The organism is Nostoc sp. (assembly GCF_036919495.1).
Lineage (GTDB): Bacteria > Cyanobacteriota > Cyanobacteriia > Cyanobacteriales > Nostocaceae > Nostoc.
This window is the reverse complement of sequence record NZ_JBALBZ010000154.1, coordinates 1-16,057: the sequence shown is the minus strand read 5'-3', so window position 1 is coordinate 16,057 and position 16,057 is coordinate 1. Positions and strand designations below refer to the sequence as shown.

Below are 16,057 nucleotides of genomic sequence, written 5' to 3'. Positions count from 1 at the left end.
ATTACCCTAAATTCTCACCGCCAGCAATGATGTTCCGCCACAAATGAGATCATTAGCTAGTGGTGAATAGTTATTTTGTACTAAAATTTTATAAATCCAAGATTTAATTGCCTTAAAATTACGTACAAATTCTGAAATTTGCATCCCCAGTATCTCTGGTAAAGAGATAGCATAATTATTTAGTAATTCTATCCTTGAAATTACGATAGTTTAGCTTAATATTATTGACTTTTTGATTGAAAAAACTTGTAGTAGTCTTTTGCAGCCGTATTAGTGGACTCTGACGCTTAAAGGTTTTGAGCCTTTGTTCTGGAGACTTTAAATACCTATAATGTAAAAACACATCTCGATATGGAATATTAACATCTTCACCAGCGCAAATTTGAGTAAAGTTTGATGAACTTATGCTCATATAGTGCAGATATGTTAGCTGCCGCCCTTGGTCGTAAAGGACGTTATCTACTACATCAAATTGAGAACTCCAGTGATTACCAGTTGACTGTTTGCAGTCATGAAAAGCAAAGTTATAATAGGAAATTCCACTTCTCAGCACCATGTAGTTAAATAAAGATTGGTCAGGCGCTAAAAAGGCCATGACACCTGCCTCACCTGATATTAATTTTTTCATTAAGTCGGCTCTTATTGCTGAAGAAAAAATATTTTTCTTAGTTGCAAACCAACCAGCACAAAATACTTTAGATTGAAAGTTGTCTGAGTTGAAAACTTGCTGCATCTGCTCAGGTGAGCCATCAAAAATAAATTTTAAGTCAGATTTATATTGAAAATCATTGACTACCCAATCGTAGCTATCTAATTTTTCATATACGTAATCTACGGGCCCCATTAACAAGGTATCTGCATCAAAATAAATAAATCTATCAAATGGGCCATCAATAGCACAAAATTTGCGGTGCATTGGTAGCTCATAGAGTTCTGGAAAGCCCCACTCTCGCCAAGTTTTTTGTGCTCTAGGGTAATTTTTCCATATCTGAGTGGCAAAGTTATCCCAATAAGCAATGGAATTAGAGTCTTCAAATAAGCTGACATTATCTCTAGATGCAATCTCTGCCTTTACCTTGTCTAATCGCTCATTATATGGAAGTATACAAATAGGAATTTTCCTGCCAGCATTAGCTTCTATACTATTGAGCAACGCAACTAATTGGTCATAGACGACATCATTGGCTAGGATATAAATGCCATCAATCATTGGAATACTCCTAATATTAAGTACGGGCAATAACAAAGGGAAATAAACGGCGAGTCAGTTTGGGGATGAAGGCGAATTTACCCTCATGGAGATAGCGATAATGTTCCCACAATTGCCAATAGGGACTACCAATTTTCATCCGCGTACCAGCCCAGTGAAGATATTTTAGTCGTTGTCCTCGGTCATAGAGGGCGTAGTCTTGCTGTTGAAAATTCTGCGAACCTGCCCAACTACCAGGCCCTCCTCCAGGAATTTTGACGAGATTACCACGTTTGGAAATCAACGTGAGAACAAGATAATTTAAAATTGGTTGGTCTGTAACTCCTTCAGAAAAATCGAAATATTCTCGATGTGCTGCACATTCGCGCAAAGCTTCATCCATCTGTTGTTCGGTAATAGTTCCTTTTCTAGAAGCCCAAAAACCGCTATTGAAAACGTCTTCAAGTTGGGCATCTGAAAAAATTTGCTGCTCTTTCACAAATGGGGAAAAGATATTTCGCAGCTTGTCATTAGCATGATGGTAATCACAACAGAAGAAATCGACTTCTGAAAGTTTATCTAAATTGTCGGCGATTTTTTCAAAAACGACAATATCGGTATCAATATAAATAAACTCATCTAAAGGGCCAAACCACGCCACCAGTTTACGCATCTTGTTGGGTAAAGCAAGGAAATCTCGATCAAAAATTTCTCCGATGCGTTTGGTAAATTTATCAATAAGTTCTAAATCTGGAAAAACTTGCACTTTATGTAAGGTAGCAAGCTGCTCTGCTACCTTGTGATAATTTTCATTAAAAGGTATGAGATAAATGGTAACTTCTGGGTCATAGTAACGAATGCTATTGAGTAAAGCGATCGCATTATCAATAACCCGGTCATTGGCAACAATATAAATGCCCCTAGTCATAAATTATCCTTGGTTAATTAACCTAAGTTTTCGCAAAGCTCTTGTAAATAAATTTGGTGTTGGAGCGTCATTATAATTTTTAGGAGGATTTGTAAAGACTGGACGCTTTTCTGGTTCGTGTAAATAACGATAATAGAGAAATAAATCTCGATAGGGAAACTCAATATTTTCTCCAGAACATACTGCTTGATTGATATTAGGAGGAACACCAATATAATGAATATAAGTTAGTCGATTGTTTTTGTCATAGAGAATATGTTCTCGTTCTTCAAAGTGCTTAGATGTGGCAGAACATCCAGTTTTTTGATTATCTGGTAATTGTTGAGCAAAGTTATAAATAGAAAGATTAGACCTCATTACCATGTAGTTTATTAGTGGTTGTTCACCAGCCCCTTCGTACAAAATTTCTGCTTCACCATTTTGTAAATGGGATATCAGCAAATCTCTTTGTTCTGAATTAAATATGCCCCGCTTTGAACCATAAAAGCCTGAACAAAATATTTCAGAATCAATACGCTTTTGCTCGAAAACTTTTAGTAATTTGGGAGAATTAACATTGTATATTTTACTAACATCTTTAAATTGAAAATCGTAGACAACAAAATCATAATTATCTAACTTTTCAAACACCGCCGCTAGAGAGTTCATCACCAAGGTGTCTGCATCTAAATAGATAAACTTATCAAATGGCCCATCAAAAGCACAAAAACGACGGTGAGCGCCATACAAACGGAATTTACTGCGATTCAATCGTTCTGGTGCTGCTGAGAGCATAAATTCATCCCAGCGATTAATTGATTCTTGATTATCGTAAAGAAATACATTAGGTCGTTTAGCTATTTCATCAGCAATTCGCTGTGTCTGATCGTCAAAAGGATAAATACAAACAGGCGTTTCCGGCCCCAATATCACATCAATACTGTTGAGCAGAGCCACCAGTTGATCGAAAACATAATCATTGCCAAGGGTACAAATACCATTCATAATTTATGAGTGTTGATCAACAAAGTTTGACAACCAGTTAAGCAGATTTAATTTGTGTAAGATAATTTGACGTGCTTCTGCGATCGCATCTTTGGCAGCATACCAAGCATCAGGTGTAGCTGTCACTTCTTGGATGTAGGCAATGCCTTTTTCATCTAAACTCGGTAATCGCAAAAAGCTACCCGGTGGCAATAATTTATCAGCAGCCGAGCCGCCATAGTAAATTGGTAGACACCAAGCAAGTAAACTATCCCAAAGTTTCTCACTCACATACCAATTATTATCAGCATAATTTTCGATTGCTAGATTGTAATAGTATGGCGCCATGCCATACCACTTATTACCCAGTTCTCCCGACTTTTTCGCCCATTGTGGTAAATTACGCCCATACAAATCAAATGTAATGCCACTAGATTGTAGGGACTGCAAAAAGTCTAAACGCTGACGATGGTTGACAGTGCGGCTAATTCCTGAAGTAATCCAACTACATGGAGCAACCTTTTGGGGAGGTGGCATTTCATTTAAATCTTGAAATGAATTTGAGTGATACCAAATAGCAGGCATATAGTCGGGAGTGGGGGCAAAATCATCTGGACCAGAAACGTAGTCGCAATACTTTTGAGCTTGTTGGTAATTATGATTAGTGATTTCTACAATTTCATCTAAAGGCGGTTCTCTTAGTAAGTAAATAATCCGCTCTTTACTCACCTCACGCAGTAGAGAATGGACATTTAATACTGATTTTTGCTGCCGTTTACGAAAACTATCTAACCAAGATGTTTGTGGCGCTGCTTGAGGAAAATCAAATTGATACATTAGCAGAAAATCTGGTTTTGCTGCCAACGCTTGGATTTGGATATTGCTCCAAACTCCAAATTGATTTGGAGTTTGTTGCCACAGCCAATCGGCTCTAGTTTCTAAACCTCGATAGCTGCTAATCATGCCTACAGTTGTAAGAGTCATTTTATTTATTAGTCAGTTATTATTTTCATTAGTTATTTTTCCTAATATTACTCATTCTTGGTTATACAACAAGTTGGGGTAACAGAGATTCATCAACATAACTCAGGATTTTTGCTGCTCTATTTTCCCAAGAGAACTGCTTAACAAAATTGATACTATCTGGATAACCTTCTATTTTTCTGGGATAAGTTTCTAAAACCCGCTTTAGACATTCGGCAAATTTGCTGGGATTATCTGGCTCACACCAAGCAGCAATTGAGTGAGTATCTTGAAACTCAACTAATGATGGAATTTCTGTTGCTACAATGGGAGTCCCAGAGGCGAAGTAGTCAAAGAGCTTTAAGGGAGATGTGAAAGTTGCCGCTTTTCCTGAACAATGAGGGTGAGCTAAAACATCGGCTGCTTGTAGCAAAGATGCTAAATCATTATGTAATATATAGCCCAAAAATTTAATATTATGAACTTGTTTTTCTTTTACCAATTGCTGATAATATTCGATATCTTTTGGCTTACCACCAGCACAAGCAAATTGCACATTAGGCATTTGTCGAGCTACATCAATTAATACATCAACACCTTTAAATTGCTGTAAAGCTCCCGCATAAACCACCAATTTTTGGCTTTCATCTTGCAATAGTTTTTGACGCCATTCGGCTGCTTTTTCTGGTTGCCTTTCCATAAATAGGCGATTGAAACCATTGTGCAGTGTAATCAGTTTTTCTGGTGGCATCCCATTTTTAATCATGCTTTCGCGGATGGTGTCTACAACAGTGACAGCAATTTGCAATAGCGGATTTTTAACAATCTCTGGCTCAAATAGTTTGTCTTCGTGGTGGTGGTGTTCATAAATTGCTGGAACGCCATTTTTAATGGCAGCTTTGACAAAATTCCAGTTGCGACTGTGGACAAGTTTAGTAGTTGGAAGTATGTGAAATGGCAAATAATACTTGCTGGCAATGGTGTTAGAGTCAGTAAATTTGCTCCGAAAATGATCAATCGGCCAAGGCATTGGTAACGGAGCAACTTTTAACTTGTCATGGAGGTTATAATATTTGATCAGTTCTGTTGATGCTTGTCTTGGTTGAAAAGGACGAGCTAAATTAGTTGGATTAATAGCTTTTGCTCCTTTTTCAGGATATACCAAAACGGTTGAGTATCCTAAGTTAGCAGCGCCGTTAGCTGCATTTGTAGATTGCACTAGGTGAGCCTCTGGCTGCGGCAATTCTTCACCGATAAAAAAAATATAGTCTGTTTTTAAAGCAGGATTTTTCATAATTATTAGACATTAATACTATTCTCAAATGTTACTATTCTCAAATGTTTGTAAATTATCGAGCAGAGATATAGCAGATTCATAACTTTCAGTAATTAATCCCTTTTGTTCTTCTGGGGTGTATATCAAATTATCAGTTAGAGAGCGGAGAGAATTAAGTATGAGATTCAGAGAAGCCCGAAACTCAATGGAGAGATGATTAAAGGTCTGATAATAGGTGCTAATAATATCTTGATTTTCTTGAGAAATTAAAATAAATTCCCCTTTAATTTGCAAGTTAAGAACATCTTCAAAAACATCTATGGTGTTGAGAATTCTCCAAGCTGATTTGTAAGAGTCTTCAATTAATTTCTGCTGTTCTTGAGAATCGTCTACTAGATCATCAAGTGATAAGCGCAGAAACCCAATCATTGAGTTCAACTGCGTCCGAATTTCGTGAGAGATGCGGAGCAAGCTTTGCTTGTGTTGAGTAGCAACTTCAGGATGTTCAATAAATTTCTTTGAGTTTAGGCGCATTGCCTGAAAGATTTTTGTCTGAATCAAGTTTTTGTTAGGCCGATCGCTAAATTGCATTGAGTACAAACGTGAGTAGTAACCACCTTTTTGTAAAAGTTCTTCATGGGTTCCCACTTCTACCACCTGTCCTTGATCTAATACGGCAATTTGATCGGCTTTTTGGACTGTGGAAAGGCGGTGAGCAATTACAAGGGTTGTGCGATCGCGACTCAATTCATCAAGTGCAGATTGTACTAAGCGTTCGGAAACGGTATCTAAAGCGCTGGTGGCTTCATCTAAAATCAAAATATCTGGATTTTGGAGCAGGGCGCGGGCGATCGCTAATCTTTGCCTTTGTCCACCAGATAACATGACGCCGCGATCGCCAATCAAGGTGTCAAATCCTTGAGGCAATTTGCTAATAAACTCATAAGCATTTGCCCGCTTGGCTGCTGTCAGAATTTCATCCTCAGTAGCCTCTTCTCGCCCATAAGCGATATTATTTCGCACCGAGTCATTAAAAAGAAAAGTATCTTGACTGACAATCCCCATTCGCTTTCGCAGGGATACAATATCGAACTCCCGCAAATTAGTACCATCAATGGTAATACTGCCAGCTATTGGGTCATAGAATCTGGGCAAAAGGTCTGCTAATGTGGATTTACCAGCACCAGAACTACCCACTAAAGCTAAGGTCGTGCCACGGTGTAAAAATAAATTTACATCTTTGACTACCAACTTTTCATGACCAGGGTAAGTAAAGCAAAGAGAATTAAAAGATACGCCCTCTTGTAATTTTGTATAGGGAAGTTTGCCCTGATCCATGAACGGCTTATCATGAAGGCTTAAAAATTCATTTGCCATATCTACACTGGCTGCGGTACTGGCAAAGTTACTGCGAATGGTATTTAACTGAGAAATTAATGGCAGCACTCGCAGTAGCACTAATAGATATGTTAAAAGTACGGTGGAAAGAGAGGAAACCTGGCCAGCAAAGAACGTTTTGCTCAAAAGTACAATCAGCAGTAAAGCTGTAATACCCATTACCTCGCTCAAAGGTGTAATCGCTTCCGAATTAACCTGAGATTGGAAATCTGCTAACTCGCGATCGCGAATTAATTTTTGAATCCGTTCATATTCTTTTTCTTCATTTCCCGTCGCCTTTACCAGCCGGATTCCGTTCAAAGTCTCCAGCACAGATATTGAATATGCTCTAGACATTTCACTCAACTGCTTACCAAAAGTTCTAGACTTAGAGATGGCATACTGATTTATTAACGTCACCAACAACAGCAAAAGCGTAGAAGCAATTGTCAACTGCCAAGATATTGACAGTAATAAACCGACAAAAACTAGAATTGTGATTCCCAGAATAACTATCTTGACTGTACTACCTATCGCACTTGCAGCCCGACCAATTTCTCCACCAAGACGGTTGATTAAATCACCAACCTTTGTTTTGGTATAATAATCTATATCAACTTCTAATAATAGCTTTAACCCAGTTTCACGCATATCTGATGTCAGCTTTCGGGTTAAAGAACTCGATGCCAAGGCACTGGCATAAGTAGCTAAGTTTTTTAAAAAGATTGTGAATAGAATCGTCCCAGCCATTACTACTATCCGGTAAGATTCTGGAGTATTATCAAAGGGAGATATCAATCTTTTTAGGATCGGAGGAGCAGAACTTAAATCTACTTCTTGCCCAACAATTTTTAAAATTACTGGCACAATTAAAGCTGTGCTAATTCCATTAAATAAGGCTCCAGAAAATCCTAACAATATTGTTAGCAGAATCAAACCTGGATAGGGTTTAGCAAATCTTAGTAGTAGTTTTCTGGTAGACATTGGGTATTTTTATGCAACTTTAATTTATTAATATTATTCACAATTTACTTGCCAAACTTACCAATTATCAAATAAATCAAACTCCAATCAAGATTTACAACTGAGCAATTACCGACTTGAGCACAGAAGCCATAGTCTCTATGCTATAGAGTTCCACACATCTTTCTCTGGCCTTGATACCTTGCTGCTGTGCTAACTCTAAATCCTGAAAAATCAATTGTATTTGTTTAGCAAGCTGTTCCGGACAAGTCGGCTCGACTAAATAACCAGTATTACCTAAAATTTTGGGAATATCTCCAACGCGCGTAGATAATACAGGTTTAGCCATTGCCATTCCATCTGTCAACTTCAGGGGAAACTGAGCGCGAGCAGTCAAAGTATCTCGCTGGGGAACAACTACAATGTGAGCAGATGCTACAATTTTAGGCATTAATTCTACAGAGCACCTGGGTAATTTAATAATCCAACGCCCCCACTTTTGAATCAATTTATCGTCATAGTCATCGTAAGGGCTACCACCCACAATCACTAATCTTAAATCTGGCTCATCCAGCAAATCGAGTGCCATTAGAATGTCTTCAACCCCCTTGTGAGGTCGTGGTGCCCCAGGAAACATGAGAATTCGATACTCAGAAAGACCGTAATCCGTTCTGCTAGTCTCAGAATCATACTTCTGGGGGTCAAACATTGCGGTATCTTTACCATTAGGTACGTAAACACCACCGAAGCGTTTTTGCAGAAAGTCAGTATCTATTGTTACTGCATCTGCCTTTGCCACTAACTTTTCCATCCACTTGAGATACAGTGGATGATCTGGAAATTTTAATGCGCCATTTTTCTTGAAAATGTCACGATAAAATTGCTTAAGACTAGGACGATATTTCCACTCATCACCTCCGTGCCAACTGAGTTCCCAGTCATCCATATCTAAAATTAAAGGACGATGACCAATAAATTTTTTCAGTAGCGATAGGCCAAAACTTGTAAACTTGGGTTTTACAGCATAAATAATGTCTCCATCTATTTTTTGCAAAAGTTGACGAGCAGATATCAAAAATTCTGGATAATTTGTACCTGGAAGAGAAACAACTGAAATCCCAGACGGAGGAATAGCATACAGTTCTTTACCATAAATAAAACCAACAATTTCTACTTGATAATTGAGGCTTTGTAGCACTTGAGCTAGTAAAAAGGCTCGAATACTACCGCCTCCAGATAAATCACCAACAATTAATGAAACTTTCAATTTTGATGTTTCCTCCTGTAAATTCGCAATTTAAATATTTATTAATATTTAATTTTATTCATTGAAAGCGACAGGAAACTCAATTTTCAAGAGTTGGGTAGACGAGGTTGTTCGCCCCGTCGCTTGCAGCATTGGGCATAGTGGCGGTACGATCTTCCCATAACCAAAAACTCCATCCCGCAAGTGGCGTGGAGTTTTTCATAATGTGATACAGGAAAAAGGCTTGTCCATATATTTATAACAAGATGTCATTTTTTACGCCAGGGATTTGTAACTTGATTGGGTAAAAATACTTTAGCAAATCTGTCAAATACCCTTGTGTACAAAGAACGGGTAATGTTCTTAGCATATTGAGGTCGATAAGGATAGGTACAGTGAAGAACTTTAATTTTATCCTGAATATTATAAGCGTCCTCCCATTTACTGAGATAATTATAGGTAGGTGGTAGTATTTTCATGTTAGGGCGTACAGATGCGATCGCAGAAGCAAAAGCCCCTTGGTCTTTTAAAAGTAATTTATCTTGGTTGTTTTTGACAATTTCAAAATAACGTTTAAATTCGTCAAAAAATACATTGTTGACTTCTGTTTTCTTAAAAGCTATCAAACCGCTATTATATTGCACACTGTCTGCTTGCAAAGGGAACCCGATAGATTGTAGGATTTGCAAAACATTTGGCAAAATGTCTTCTTGCTTTCCCCGGAGTAAATTCGTAGCTTTAATAATAGAAGGTTGTACATCTTCAGTTAATAGCAAATCATATTCATCCAAATACTCAAATACATCGTTGAGATCGGAAAGTAAGCAAATATCTGAATCTAAGTAAATAGTTTTATCAAATTCAGAAGCTGCATATAAAGCCAGCTTTGCTTGTCGTGATGCTAAAACAGTATTTTCATTTGCAGGGGCGGGCTTTAGAATTACATTTTTGAAAGTCTTTAAAAAAGGATGGAGAATTTTTGGAACTTGATCAATTAAAATGATTATTGGTTCTTGATGAAACTTTCTAACTGCCGCTAAAAAGTGAATGCAATCTTGAAAAGGGTAAAGTCCAGTTAAAATTGTGATAAATCCTCTAGTTTCTTGTTTCATAAATAAGTTAAATAATTCTTACTTTGTATCCTAGTTTGTCAATCTAATTTAATGTGTCCATTCCCAAAAAGTTTTACTCCAGTCTTCGTTATAGTAAAAAACTCCTTGCCATTGATAAAAGTGAACAAAATCTTCAATTTTTAACGTTTTATTCACATCCCTAATCATGTAGAGAGGTCGCTCACTGTAAAATGATGCCCACATAGTATAACTACTAGGAGGGCCAATAATATAATCACATTCAGCTAAAGAATACATATCCTCAATTATATGATTATTGCCATAAGCATAAGATAAATGTTGAAAAAATTCGTCATTTTGCTTCTGATTTGAGCAAATCAAAAATGTTACTTTTTTATTAGGAAATAGCCTTTGTGCTGATTCCATTACCTTTAAATAATCTTCAACTAAATAAAAATATCTGCCATTTTGATGTTGCTGATAATCTCCATGACGGATATGGACTCCAATGAGCACATCAGTCTGGCTACGAATATTGGATATGAGTTTTGCTACATTTAACTGATAATTCTTTAAAGGTTGAAAGTAAGCACGAATTTTTTTCCCATGTTTTTGTAAACTTGAGATATCATCTATAAACCATCCATCACGAAATATCCACCCTTGAAAAAAGTTTATGCTTTCTGGTTTCAACTCTTTTGTAATGCTTAAATTGCTCCAGCTAAAGGGCTGATCGCGCTTAATTTCAATTGTGTTAAAGCGTCCACTTTCAGCTAAATAGCGATTTATTTTATAGTAGTATTTACGTAGCAATTTATTTCCTGTAATTGAAAATTGGCTAGAAGGGTAGCGACATAAAAAATCTTGAGATGTTGAATCAAAAAAATCAGCATACTCTTCAAATGCTGGGTTTAAAACTGTGAAATTATTTTCACTTGCAAATGCCATAAAATGAGCAGATAATAATAATCTGTTGCCTAGTTGCCCAGATTTTGCAGAGATTACTAACATGTATAAAAACTTGAAAGACCAAAATTCCTAATATTTGCTTAAGCTTTAACATACCAATGTATATACATAATAGAATTTAAATTTTATTAAATCTGAAAGTTGAAAGGAAATATCCACTATGATTGAATGGATTTTTGGTATCCTTAAAACAGGAAATAATTAAATAAATCTAACTTTGTATTTACGGTTATTTCCAGAGAAAATTCACTGATAAATCCAGATAAATTTTGCTTTCTTGTGGTATGTTGACGGTATAACTACGGTTGTATATTATCATAACTGTTAATGACGCATTCCACTTGTACCAACTTGCGTATAAATACTTATAAATAATTTATGCAATTAGCCTAGTTACTTGCTTAGACTTAGGATTGCTACTCGATACCAAACATCTATGTTGTAAGGGAGGCAAAGGTAATGCAGGTAATCCGTCTGGAAGCACTCTCAGACAACTACATATTCTTGCTACACGACCATAAACAAAATATTGCCGCCGTTGTTGATCCGGCGGACTCTCTACCAGTATTAGACAAACTGGCAGAATTAAAAGCTGATTTAGTAGCAATTTTTAACACGCACCACCATAACGATCATGTGGGTGGTAATAAGCAACTAATAGAACAATTCCCCCAACTCATAGTTTATGGAGGAGCGAAGGATCGTGGTAGAATTCCCGGACAGCAGGTGTTTTTGCAACAAGGCGATCGCGTCGAGTTTGCAGACCGCATAGCTGAAGTTATCTTCGTTCCCGGACATACCCGCGCTCACATCGTTTACTACTTTCCCCCAGAAAAAGCTGGTGAGACAGGAGACTTATTTTGCGGCGATACCTTATTTTCTGGCGGTTGCGGTCGGTTGTTTGAAGGAACACCGAGCCAAATGGTGGACTCTTTAAGTAAACTACGCTCTCTACCCGATGATACACGCATCTGGTGTGCCCACGAATACACTTTGAAAAATCTGCAATTTGCCCTAACTGTGGATGGCGACAATACCGACTTACAAAGACGCTTCAATGAAGTAAAAGCTTACCGTAGCCGAGGAGAAGCTACCATCCCCTCGCTGCTGGGAGTTGAGAAGCGAACAAATCCCTTTTTACGTTGGGATCAGCAATCATTACAATTAACTGTTAAGAGTAGCGATGCAGTGCAAACCTTTGCGCGGATACGGGAAATGAGAAATAACTTTTAAGTATGGGGCATGGGGCATGGGGCATTGGGCATTTATTCTTTTTCCCCTGCTTCCCCCGCTCCCCACTCCCCACTCCCAAATTCATTCAATTTTCTCTAATAGTTGCGATCGCACCCTTCCTTTCGCTAGGATCTGTAAGCTTTAGGGTATAGGCACACAAGCTTGGAATACAGCACTGACATTGTGAGCTATGCAGCCCAAACCCAAATTAATCAGATTTTACAGGAAAAACGAAAAACGATGGCGAAGCGCGTGCAGTTAGTTTTAAATCAAGATATCAGTAAGCTGGGAAAATCTGGCGATTTAGTAGAAGTAGCTCCTGGCTACGCTCGTAATTATCTGATTCCCCAAAAATTGGCAACCAATGCCACTCCTGGTATTCTCAAGCAAGTAGAACGCCGTCGTGAGCAAGAGCGTCAACGGCAATTAGAACTCAGACAACAAGCTCTTGAGCAAAAAGAATCTTTAGAAAAAGTTGGCAGCTTGACAATTGCCAAGCCAGTTGGTGAAAACGAAGCAATTTTCGGTACTATCACCACCCAAGATGTTGTAGATGCGATTAAGGCAGCTACCGGTCAAGAAATCGATCGGCGTGGAATCACTATCCCCGATATTAACCACCTGGGTACTTATCAAGCTGAAATCAAGCTGCATTCAGAAGTAGCGGCACAAGTCGATATTCAAGTCGTCGCTAGCTAAGAGACAGCAGAGGGAGCAGAGAAAGCAGGGGGGGATGAGGGGGATGAGGGAGCAATTCATAACTCCTAACTCCTAACTCCTAACTCCCATACTCGCGACTAGCTTTCATTTCAAAACTAAAATCGTTTATGGCTGAAGCACTGAATTTTCAAGGCGATGGTAGCGATCGCCTCCCACCACAAAATATTGAGGCGGAAGAAGCGATTTTGGGGGGTATTTTACTAGATCCAGAAGCGATTAGTCGAGTTAGCGATCGCCTCCTTCCCGAAGCTTTTTACATTAGCGCTCACAAAGATATTTATCAAGCAACTGTCAGGCTCCACGCCCAAGGTAAAGCCACAGATTTGCTCTCAGTCACAAGTTGGCTGACTGACCATGAAATGCTATCCCGCATTGGTGGTAGAAATAAATTAGCAACTCTGGTAGATCGCACAGTGTCAGCCGTCAACATCGACGCCTTAGCAGGTTTAGTGATGGACAAATACCTGCGGCGGCGCTTAATTAAGGCTGGCAATGAAATTGTACATCTTGGTTACGAGACAGAAACCGAATTACCACAGGTTTTAGATCAGGCAGAACAGAAAGTATTCGGTGTTACTCAAGAACGTCCCCAATCGGGTTTAGTTCACATTTCGGATACTCTAATTAATAATTTTCAGGATATTGAGGATAGAAATCAAGGCATCGCCTTACCTGGGATTCCCTGTGGATTTTACGATTTAGATGCCATGACCAGCGGCTTTCAGCGTTCTGATTTAATTATTGTCGCAGGCCGCCCATCAATGGGAAAATGCCTCAGCCATGATTCAGAAATAGTTTTGGCAGATGGAACAATTACCACAATTGAAGAATTATATAAACAACGTCATGGCTCATTATTGACGCTAAACAACGACTGGAAATTTACCTTTACTCAACCCTGTGCATTCGTAGATGATGGTATCAAACCAGTTTTTCGGGTAACAACTCGCTTAGGCAGGTCTATTGAAACTACAATCACTCACCCATATTTGACTATTAAAGGCTGGCAAAAGTTAGAAAATCTGACAGTTGGCGATCGGATTGCTGTTCCGCGAAAAATAAATGTATTTGGTAAAAAAACCATCCGTGAGTGCGAAGTAAAGTTATTAGCATACTTAATTGGCGATGGTGGCTTAACTAACAGCACTCCACGATTTACAAATAGTAATCCGTTATTGCAAGCAGAATTTTCTCAAGCAGTTGCTGATTTTGTTGGTTTAAAAATTCGCTGGCAAGATTCTCAAGGAACACGCACACCATCACTTTGTGTACGTGGAGACTTGGAATTTATTGCAATTAAAAGACAGATTTTTGCTGAAAGTTTTAAAATAGCGATTCAATCGCAGTCATTGACAGGAAAAGAAATAAGTCAATTAGTTGGAGTCAGCCCTACTTTACTTTGCGCTTGGAAGCAAGGAGAGTGTGTACCAAGTTTAGAAACTTTTGAGCTATTATGCGAAATTTTACAATTAGAGTCAGAAGAGTTTATATCTCATAGATTTGCTTGCATGAGCAAATCTCGGAAGAATTCGCTAACACTTTGGTTAGAAGAATTAGGTTTGTGGGGCAAAGATGCTCATTCTAAAACTATTCCAAACATCGTTTTTAAATTAGAGCGATCGCAAATAGCCTTATTCCTTAATCGTCTCTTTGCTACTGATGGATGGGCTGCACTACTTGCTAGCGGTCAATCACAGTTAGGTTATGCAACAGTCAGCGAGAAACTAGCAAGACAAATTCAACATCTTTTATTAAGATTTGGCATTATTGCATCACTCAAAAAACGGTCTGTCAAGTATAAAAACACCCGCAGGCCAGCGTGGCAATTAGATATTACTGATGCCTTATCTATCAAAACTTTTATCGCAGAAATAGGTATCTTTAGTAAAGAAGAAGCAATAGCAAAAGTTGCAGGTGCAATATCTCAAAAAAGATATCAAACTAATCGTGACTTGATACCTGTAGAGATTTGGGAACAACTAGCAGTAGCAAAAGGCAATGAAACTTGGAGTAGTTTAGCCAGACGCGCAGGAATTCAAGGTTATACAAATATGCATGTTGGTAAACGTGCTTTCAGGCGGGAAAGACTTTGGATACTAGCTACAGCTTTGGAGAATTTGCCACTTCAGCAGTTAGCAACCAGCGATGTATATTGGGATGAAATTGTTTCTATTGAGTCCGTGGGTAATAAACAAGTTTATGACTTAACAATTCCAGAAACACACAATTTTGTTGCTAATGATATCTGTGTCCACAATACAGCATTTTGCTTAAACCTTGCTCATAATATCGCCGCTTCTTATAAATTACCAGTTGCTTTTTTCAGCTTGGAAATGTCCAAAGAGCAACTGACGCAACGTTTATTAGCTAGTGAAGCGCAAATTGAAAGTAGTTATTTGCGAACTGGTCGCCTCAGTCAAACACAGTGGGAACCTTTAAGCCGTGCTATTGGTATCCTCTCCGAGATGCCGATTTATATTGACGATACGCCGAATATTACAGTTACACAAATGCGTAGTCAGTCAAGAAGACTGCAAGCTGAAATTGGAACTGAATTAGGATTAATTGTAATAGATTACTTGCAATTGATGGAAGGAGCAGGTGATAATCGCGTACAAGAATTATCAAAAATTACACGTCAACTCAAAGGTTTAGCGCGGGAATTATCTGTACCAGTTATTGCTTTATCTCAGTTAAGTCGAGGGGTGGAAGCGCGTACTAACAAACGCCCGATGTTATCTGATTTGAGAGAATCCGGTTCGATCGAACAGGATGCCGATTTAGTAATCATGTTGTACCGCGATGAATATTACTCTCCCGATACTCCCGATCGCGGCATTGCAGAAGTTATTATAGCTAAACACCGCAACGGGCCTACGGGTACAGCGAAACTTTTGTTCAATCCACAGTTTACAAAGTTTCAAAATTTAAAAATTTAGCCAGCCTAAGTAATTATTTGAGCAATGAATGAGCCTGATTTACTCATTAATGATGTATTTTTGCCAAATAGTCATTCTCTATTTGATAGTCTTATATCCATAATTAACTGGGATGAGCGTATACGGTTCTTCCGCTAGTTTTATGGAGAATCAATACTAAAATGCCAGTTTAATAAACTGCGTAATCTAAAATTGCTAAAGTTACGAAAGCCATATCC

12 protein-coding genes are annotated in these 16,057 nt (G+C 38.2%); 3 read left to right on the top strand and 9 right to left on the bottom strand.

Annotation, left to right across the window (positions count from 1 at the left end; all coding sequences use genetic code 11):
- Positions 1-175 precede the first annotated feature (175 nt).
- The 9 genes from V7K25_RS22230 to V7K25_RS22190 form a co-directional block, all read right to left on the bottom strand.
- On the bottom strand, positions 176-1,210 hold the full coding sequence (locus V7K25_RS22230; protein WP_335160627.1) for an Npun_R2821/Npun_R2822 family protein: 1,035 nt from the start codon (positions 1,208-1,210) through the stop codon (positions 176-178).
- A gap of 16 nt (positions 1,211-1,226) precedes the next feature.
- Positions 1,227-2,117 carry an Npun_R2821/Npun_R2822 family protein gene (locus tag V7K25_RS22225; protein WP_335160625.1) on the bottom strand — a complete coding sequence of 297 codons (891 nt, stop codon included), beginning with the start codon at positions 2,115-2,117 and terminating at the stop codon, positions 1,227-1,229.
- A gap of 3 nt (positions 2,118-2,120) precedes the next feature.
- A complete protein-coding gene (locus V7K25_RS22220) occupies positions 2,121-3,101 on the bottom strand; it encodes an Npun_R2821/Npun_R2822 family protein (protein WP_335160623.1) in 981 nt (326 codons plus the stop codon).
- Between the two features lie 3 nt (positions 3,102-3,104).
- Entirely contained in the window at positions 3,105-4,064 is a 960-nt protein-coding gene (locus V7K25_RS22215; RefSeq protein ID WP_335160622.1) for a glycosyltransferase family 10 domain-containing protein, read from the bottom strand.
- 61 nt (positions 4,065-4,125) lie between these two features.
- Complete coding sequence (locus V7K25_RS22210; protein WP_335160621.1) at positions 4,126-5,337, bottom strand: glycosyltransferase family 4 protein; 1,212 nt, start codon at positions 5,335-5,337, stop codon at positions 4,126-4,128.
- A 24-nt stretch (positions 5,338-5,361) separates the two neighbouring features.
- On the bottom strand, positions 5,362-7,680 hold the full coding sequence (locus V7K25_RS22205) for an ATP-binding cassette domain-containing protein (protein WP_335160620.1): 2,319 nt from the start codon (positions 7,678-7,680) through the stop codon (positions 5,362-5,364).
- Between the two features lie 94 nt (positions 7,681-7,774).
- Entirely contained in the window at positions 7,775-8,926 is a 1,152-nt protein-coding gene (locus V7K25_RS22200) for a glycosyltransferase family 4 protein (protein WP_335160619.1), read from the bottom strand.
- Between the two features lie 248 nt (positions 8,927-9,174).
- Positions 9,175-10,017 (bottom strand): hypothetical protein, encoded by an 843-nt coding sequence (locus tag V7K25_RS22195; RefSeq protein ID WP_335160618.1) that lies wholly within the window; start codon positions 10,015-10,017, stop codon positions 9,175-9,177.
- Positions 10,018-10,065: 48 nt separating this feature from the next.
- Positions 10,066-10,989 carry an alpha-1,2-fucosyltransferase gene (locus V7K25_RS22190; RefSeq protein ID WP_335160617.1) on the bottom strand — a complete coding sequence of 308 codons (924 nt, stop codon included), beginning with the start codon at positions 10,987-10,989 and terminating at the stop codon, positions 10,066-10,068.
- A 417-nt stretch (positions 10,990-11,406) separates the two neighbouring features.
- Between V7K25_RS22190 and gloB the strand changes: the two genes are divergently transcribed.
- The 3 genes from gloB (at position 11,407) to dnaB (ending at position 15,839) form a co-directional block, all read left to right on the top strand.
- Complete coding sequence (gloB, locus tag V7K25_RS22185; protein ID WP_335160616.1) at positions 11,407-12,180, top strand: hydroxyacylglutathione hydrolase; 774 nt, start codon at positions 11,407-11,409, stop codon at positions 12,178-12,180.
- Between the two features lie 240 nt (positions 12,181-12,420).
- Positions 12,421-12,879: a 50S ribosomal protein L9 gene (rplI, locus tag V7K25_RS22180; protein WP_094352304.1), complete on the top strand. Its 459-nt coding sequence runs from the start codon at positions 12,421-12,423 to the stop codon at positions 12,877-12,879.
- 128 nt (positions 12,880-13,007) lie between these two features.
- Positions 13,008-15,839, top strand: coding sequence for a replicative DNA helicase (gene dnaB, locus V7K25_RS22175; protein ID WP_335160615.1), 2,832 nt, complete (start codon positions 13,008-13,010; stop codon positions 15,837-15,839).
- The last annotated feature ends 218 nt before the right edge of the window (positions 15,840-16,057 follow it).

Excerpts from the sequence above, each read along its gene's own strand:
- gloB (WP_335160616.1), top strand. The coding sequence starts at position 11,407 with ATGCAGGTAATCCGTCTGGAAGCACTCTCAGACAACTACATATTCTTG.
- V7K25_RS22195 (WP_335160618.1), bottom strand. The coding sequence starts at position 10,017 with ATGAAACAAGAAACTAGAGGATTTATCACAATTTTAACTGGACTTTAC.
- V7K25_RS22205 (WP_335160620.1), bottom strand. The coding sequence starts at position 7,680 with ATGTCTACCAGAAAACTACTACTAAGATTTGCTAAACCCTATCCAGGT.
- V7K25_RS22225 (WP_335160625.1), bottom strand. The coding sequence starts at position 2,117 with ATGACTAGGGGCATTTATATTGTTGCCAATGACCGGGTTATTGATAAT.
- V7K25_RS22215 (WP_335160622.1), bottom strand. The coding sequence starts at position 4,064 with ATGACTCTTACAACTGTAGGCATGATTAGCAGCTATCGAGGTTTAGAA.
- V7K25_RS22230 (WP_335160627.1), bottom strand. The coding sequence starts at position 1,210 with ATGATTGATGGCATTTATATCCTAGCCAATGATGTCGTCTATGACCAA.
- dnaB (WP_335160615.1), top strand. The coding sequence starts at position 13,008 with ATGGCTGAAGCACTGAATTTTCAAGGCGATGGTAGCGATCGCCTCCCA.
- V7K25_RS22210 (WP_335160621.1), bottom strand. The coding sequence starts at position 5,337 with ATGAAAAATCCTGCTTTAAAAACAGACTATATTTTTTTTATCGGTGAA.
- V7K25_RS22220 (WP_335160623.1), bottom strand. The coding sequence starts at position 3,101 with ATGAATGGTATTTGTACCCTTGGCAATGATTATGTTTTCGATCAACTG.
- rplI (WP_094352304.1), top strand. The coding sequence starts at position 12,421 with ATGGCGAAGCGCGTGCAGTTAGTTTTAAATCAAGATATCAGTAAGCTG.
- V7K25_RS22190 (WP_335160617.1), bottom strand. The coding sequence starts at position 10,989 with ATGTTAGTAATCTCTGCAAAATCTGGGCAACTAGGCAACAGATTATTA.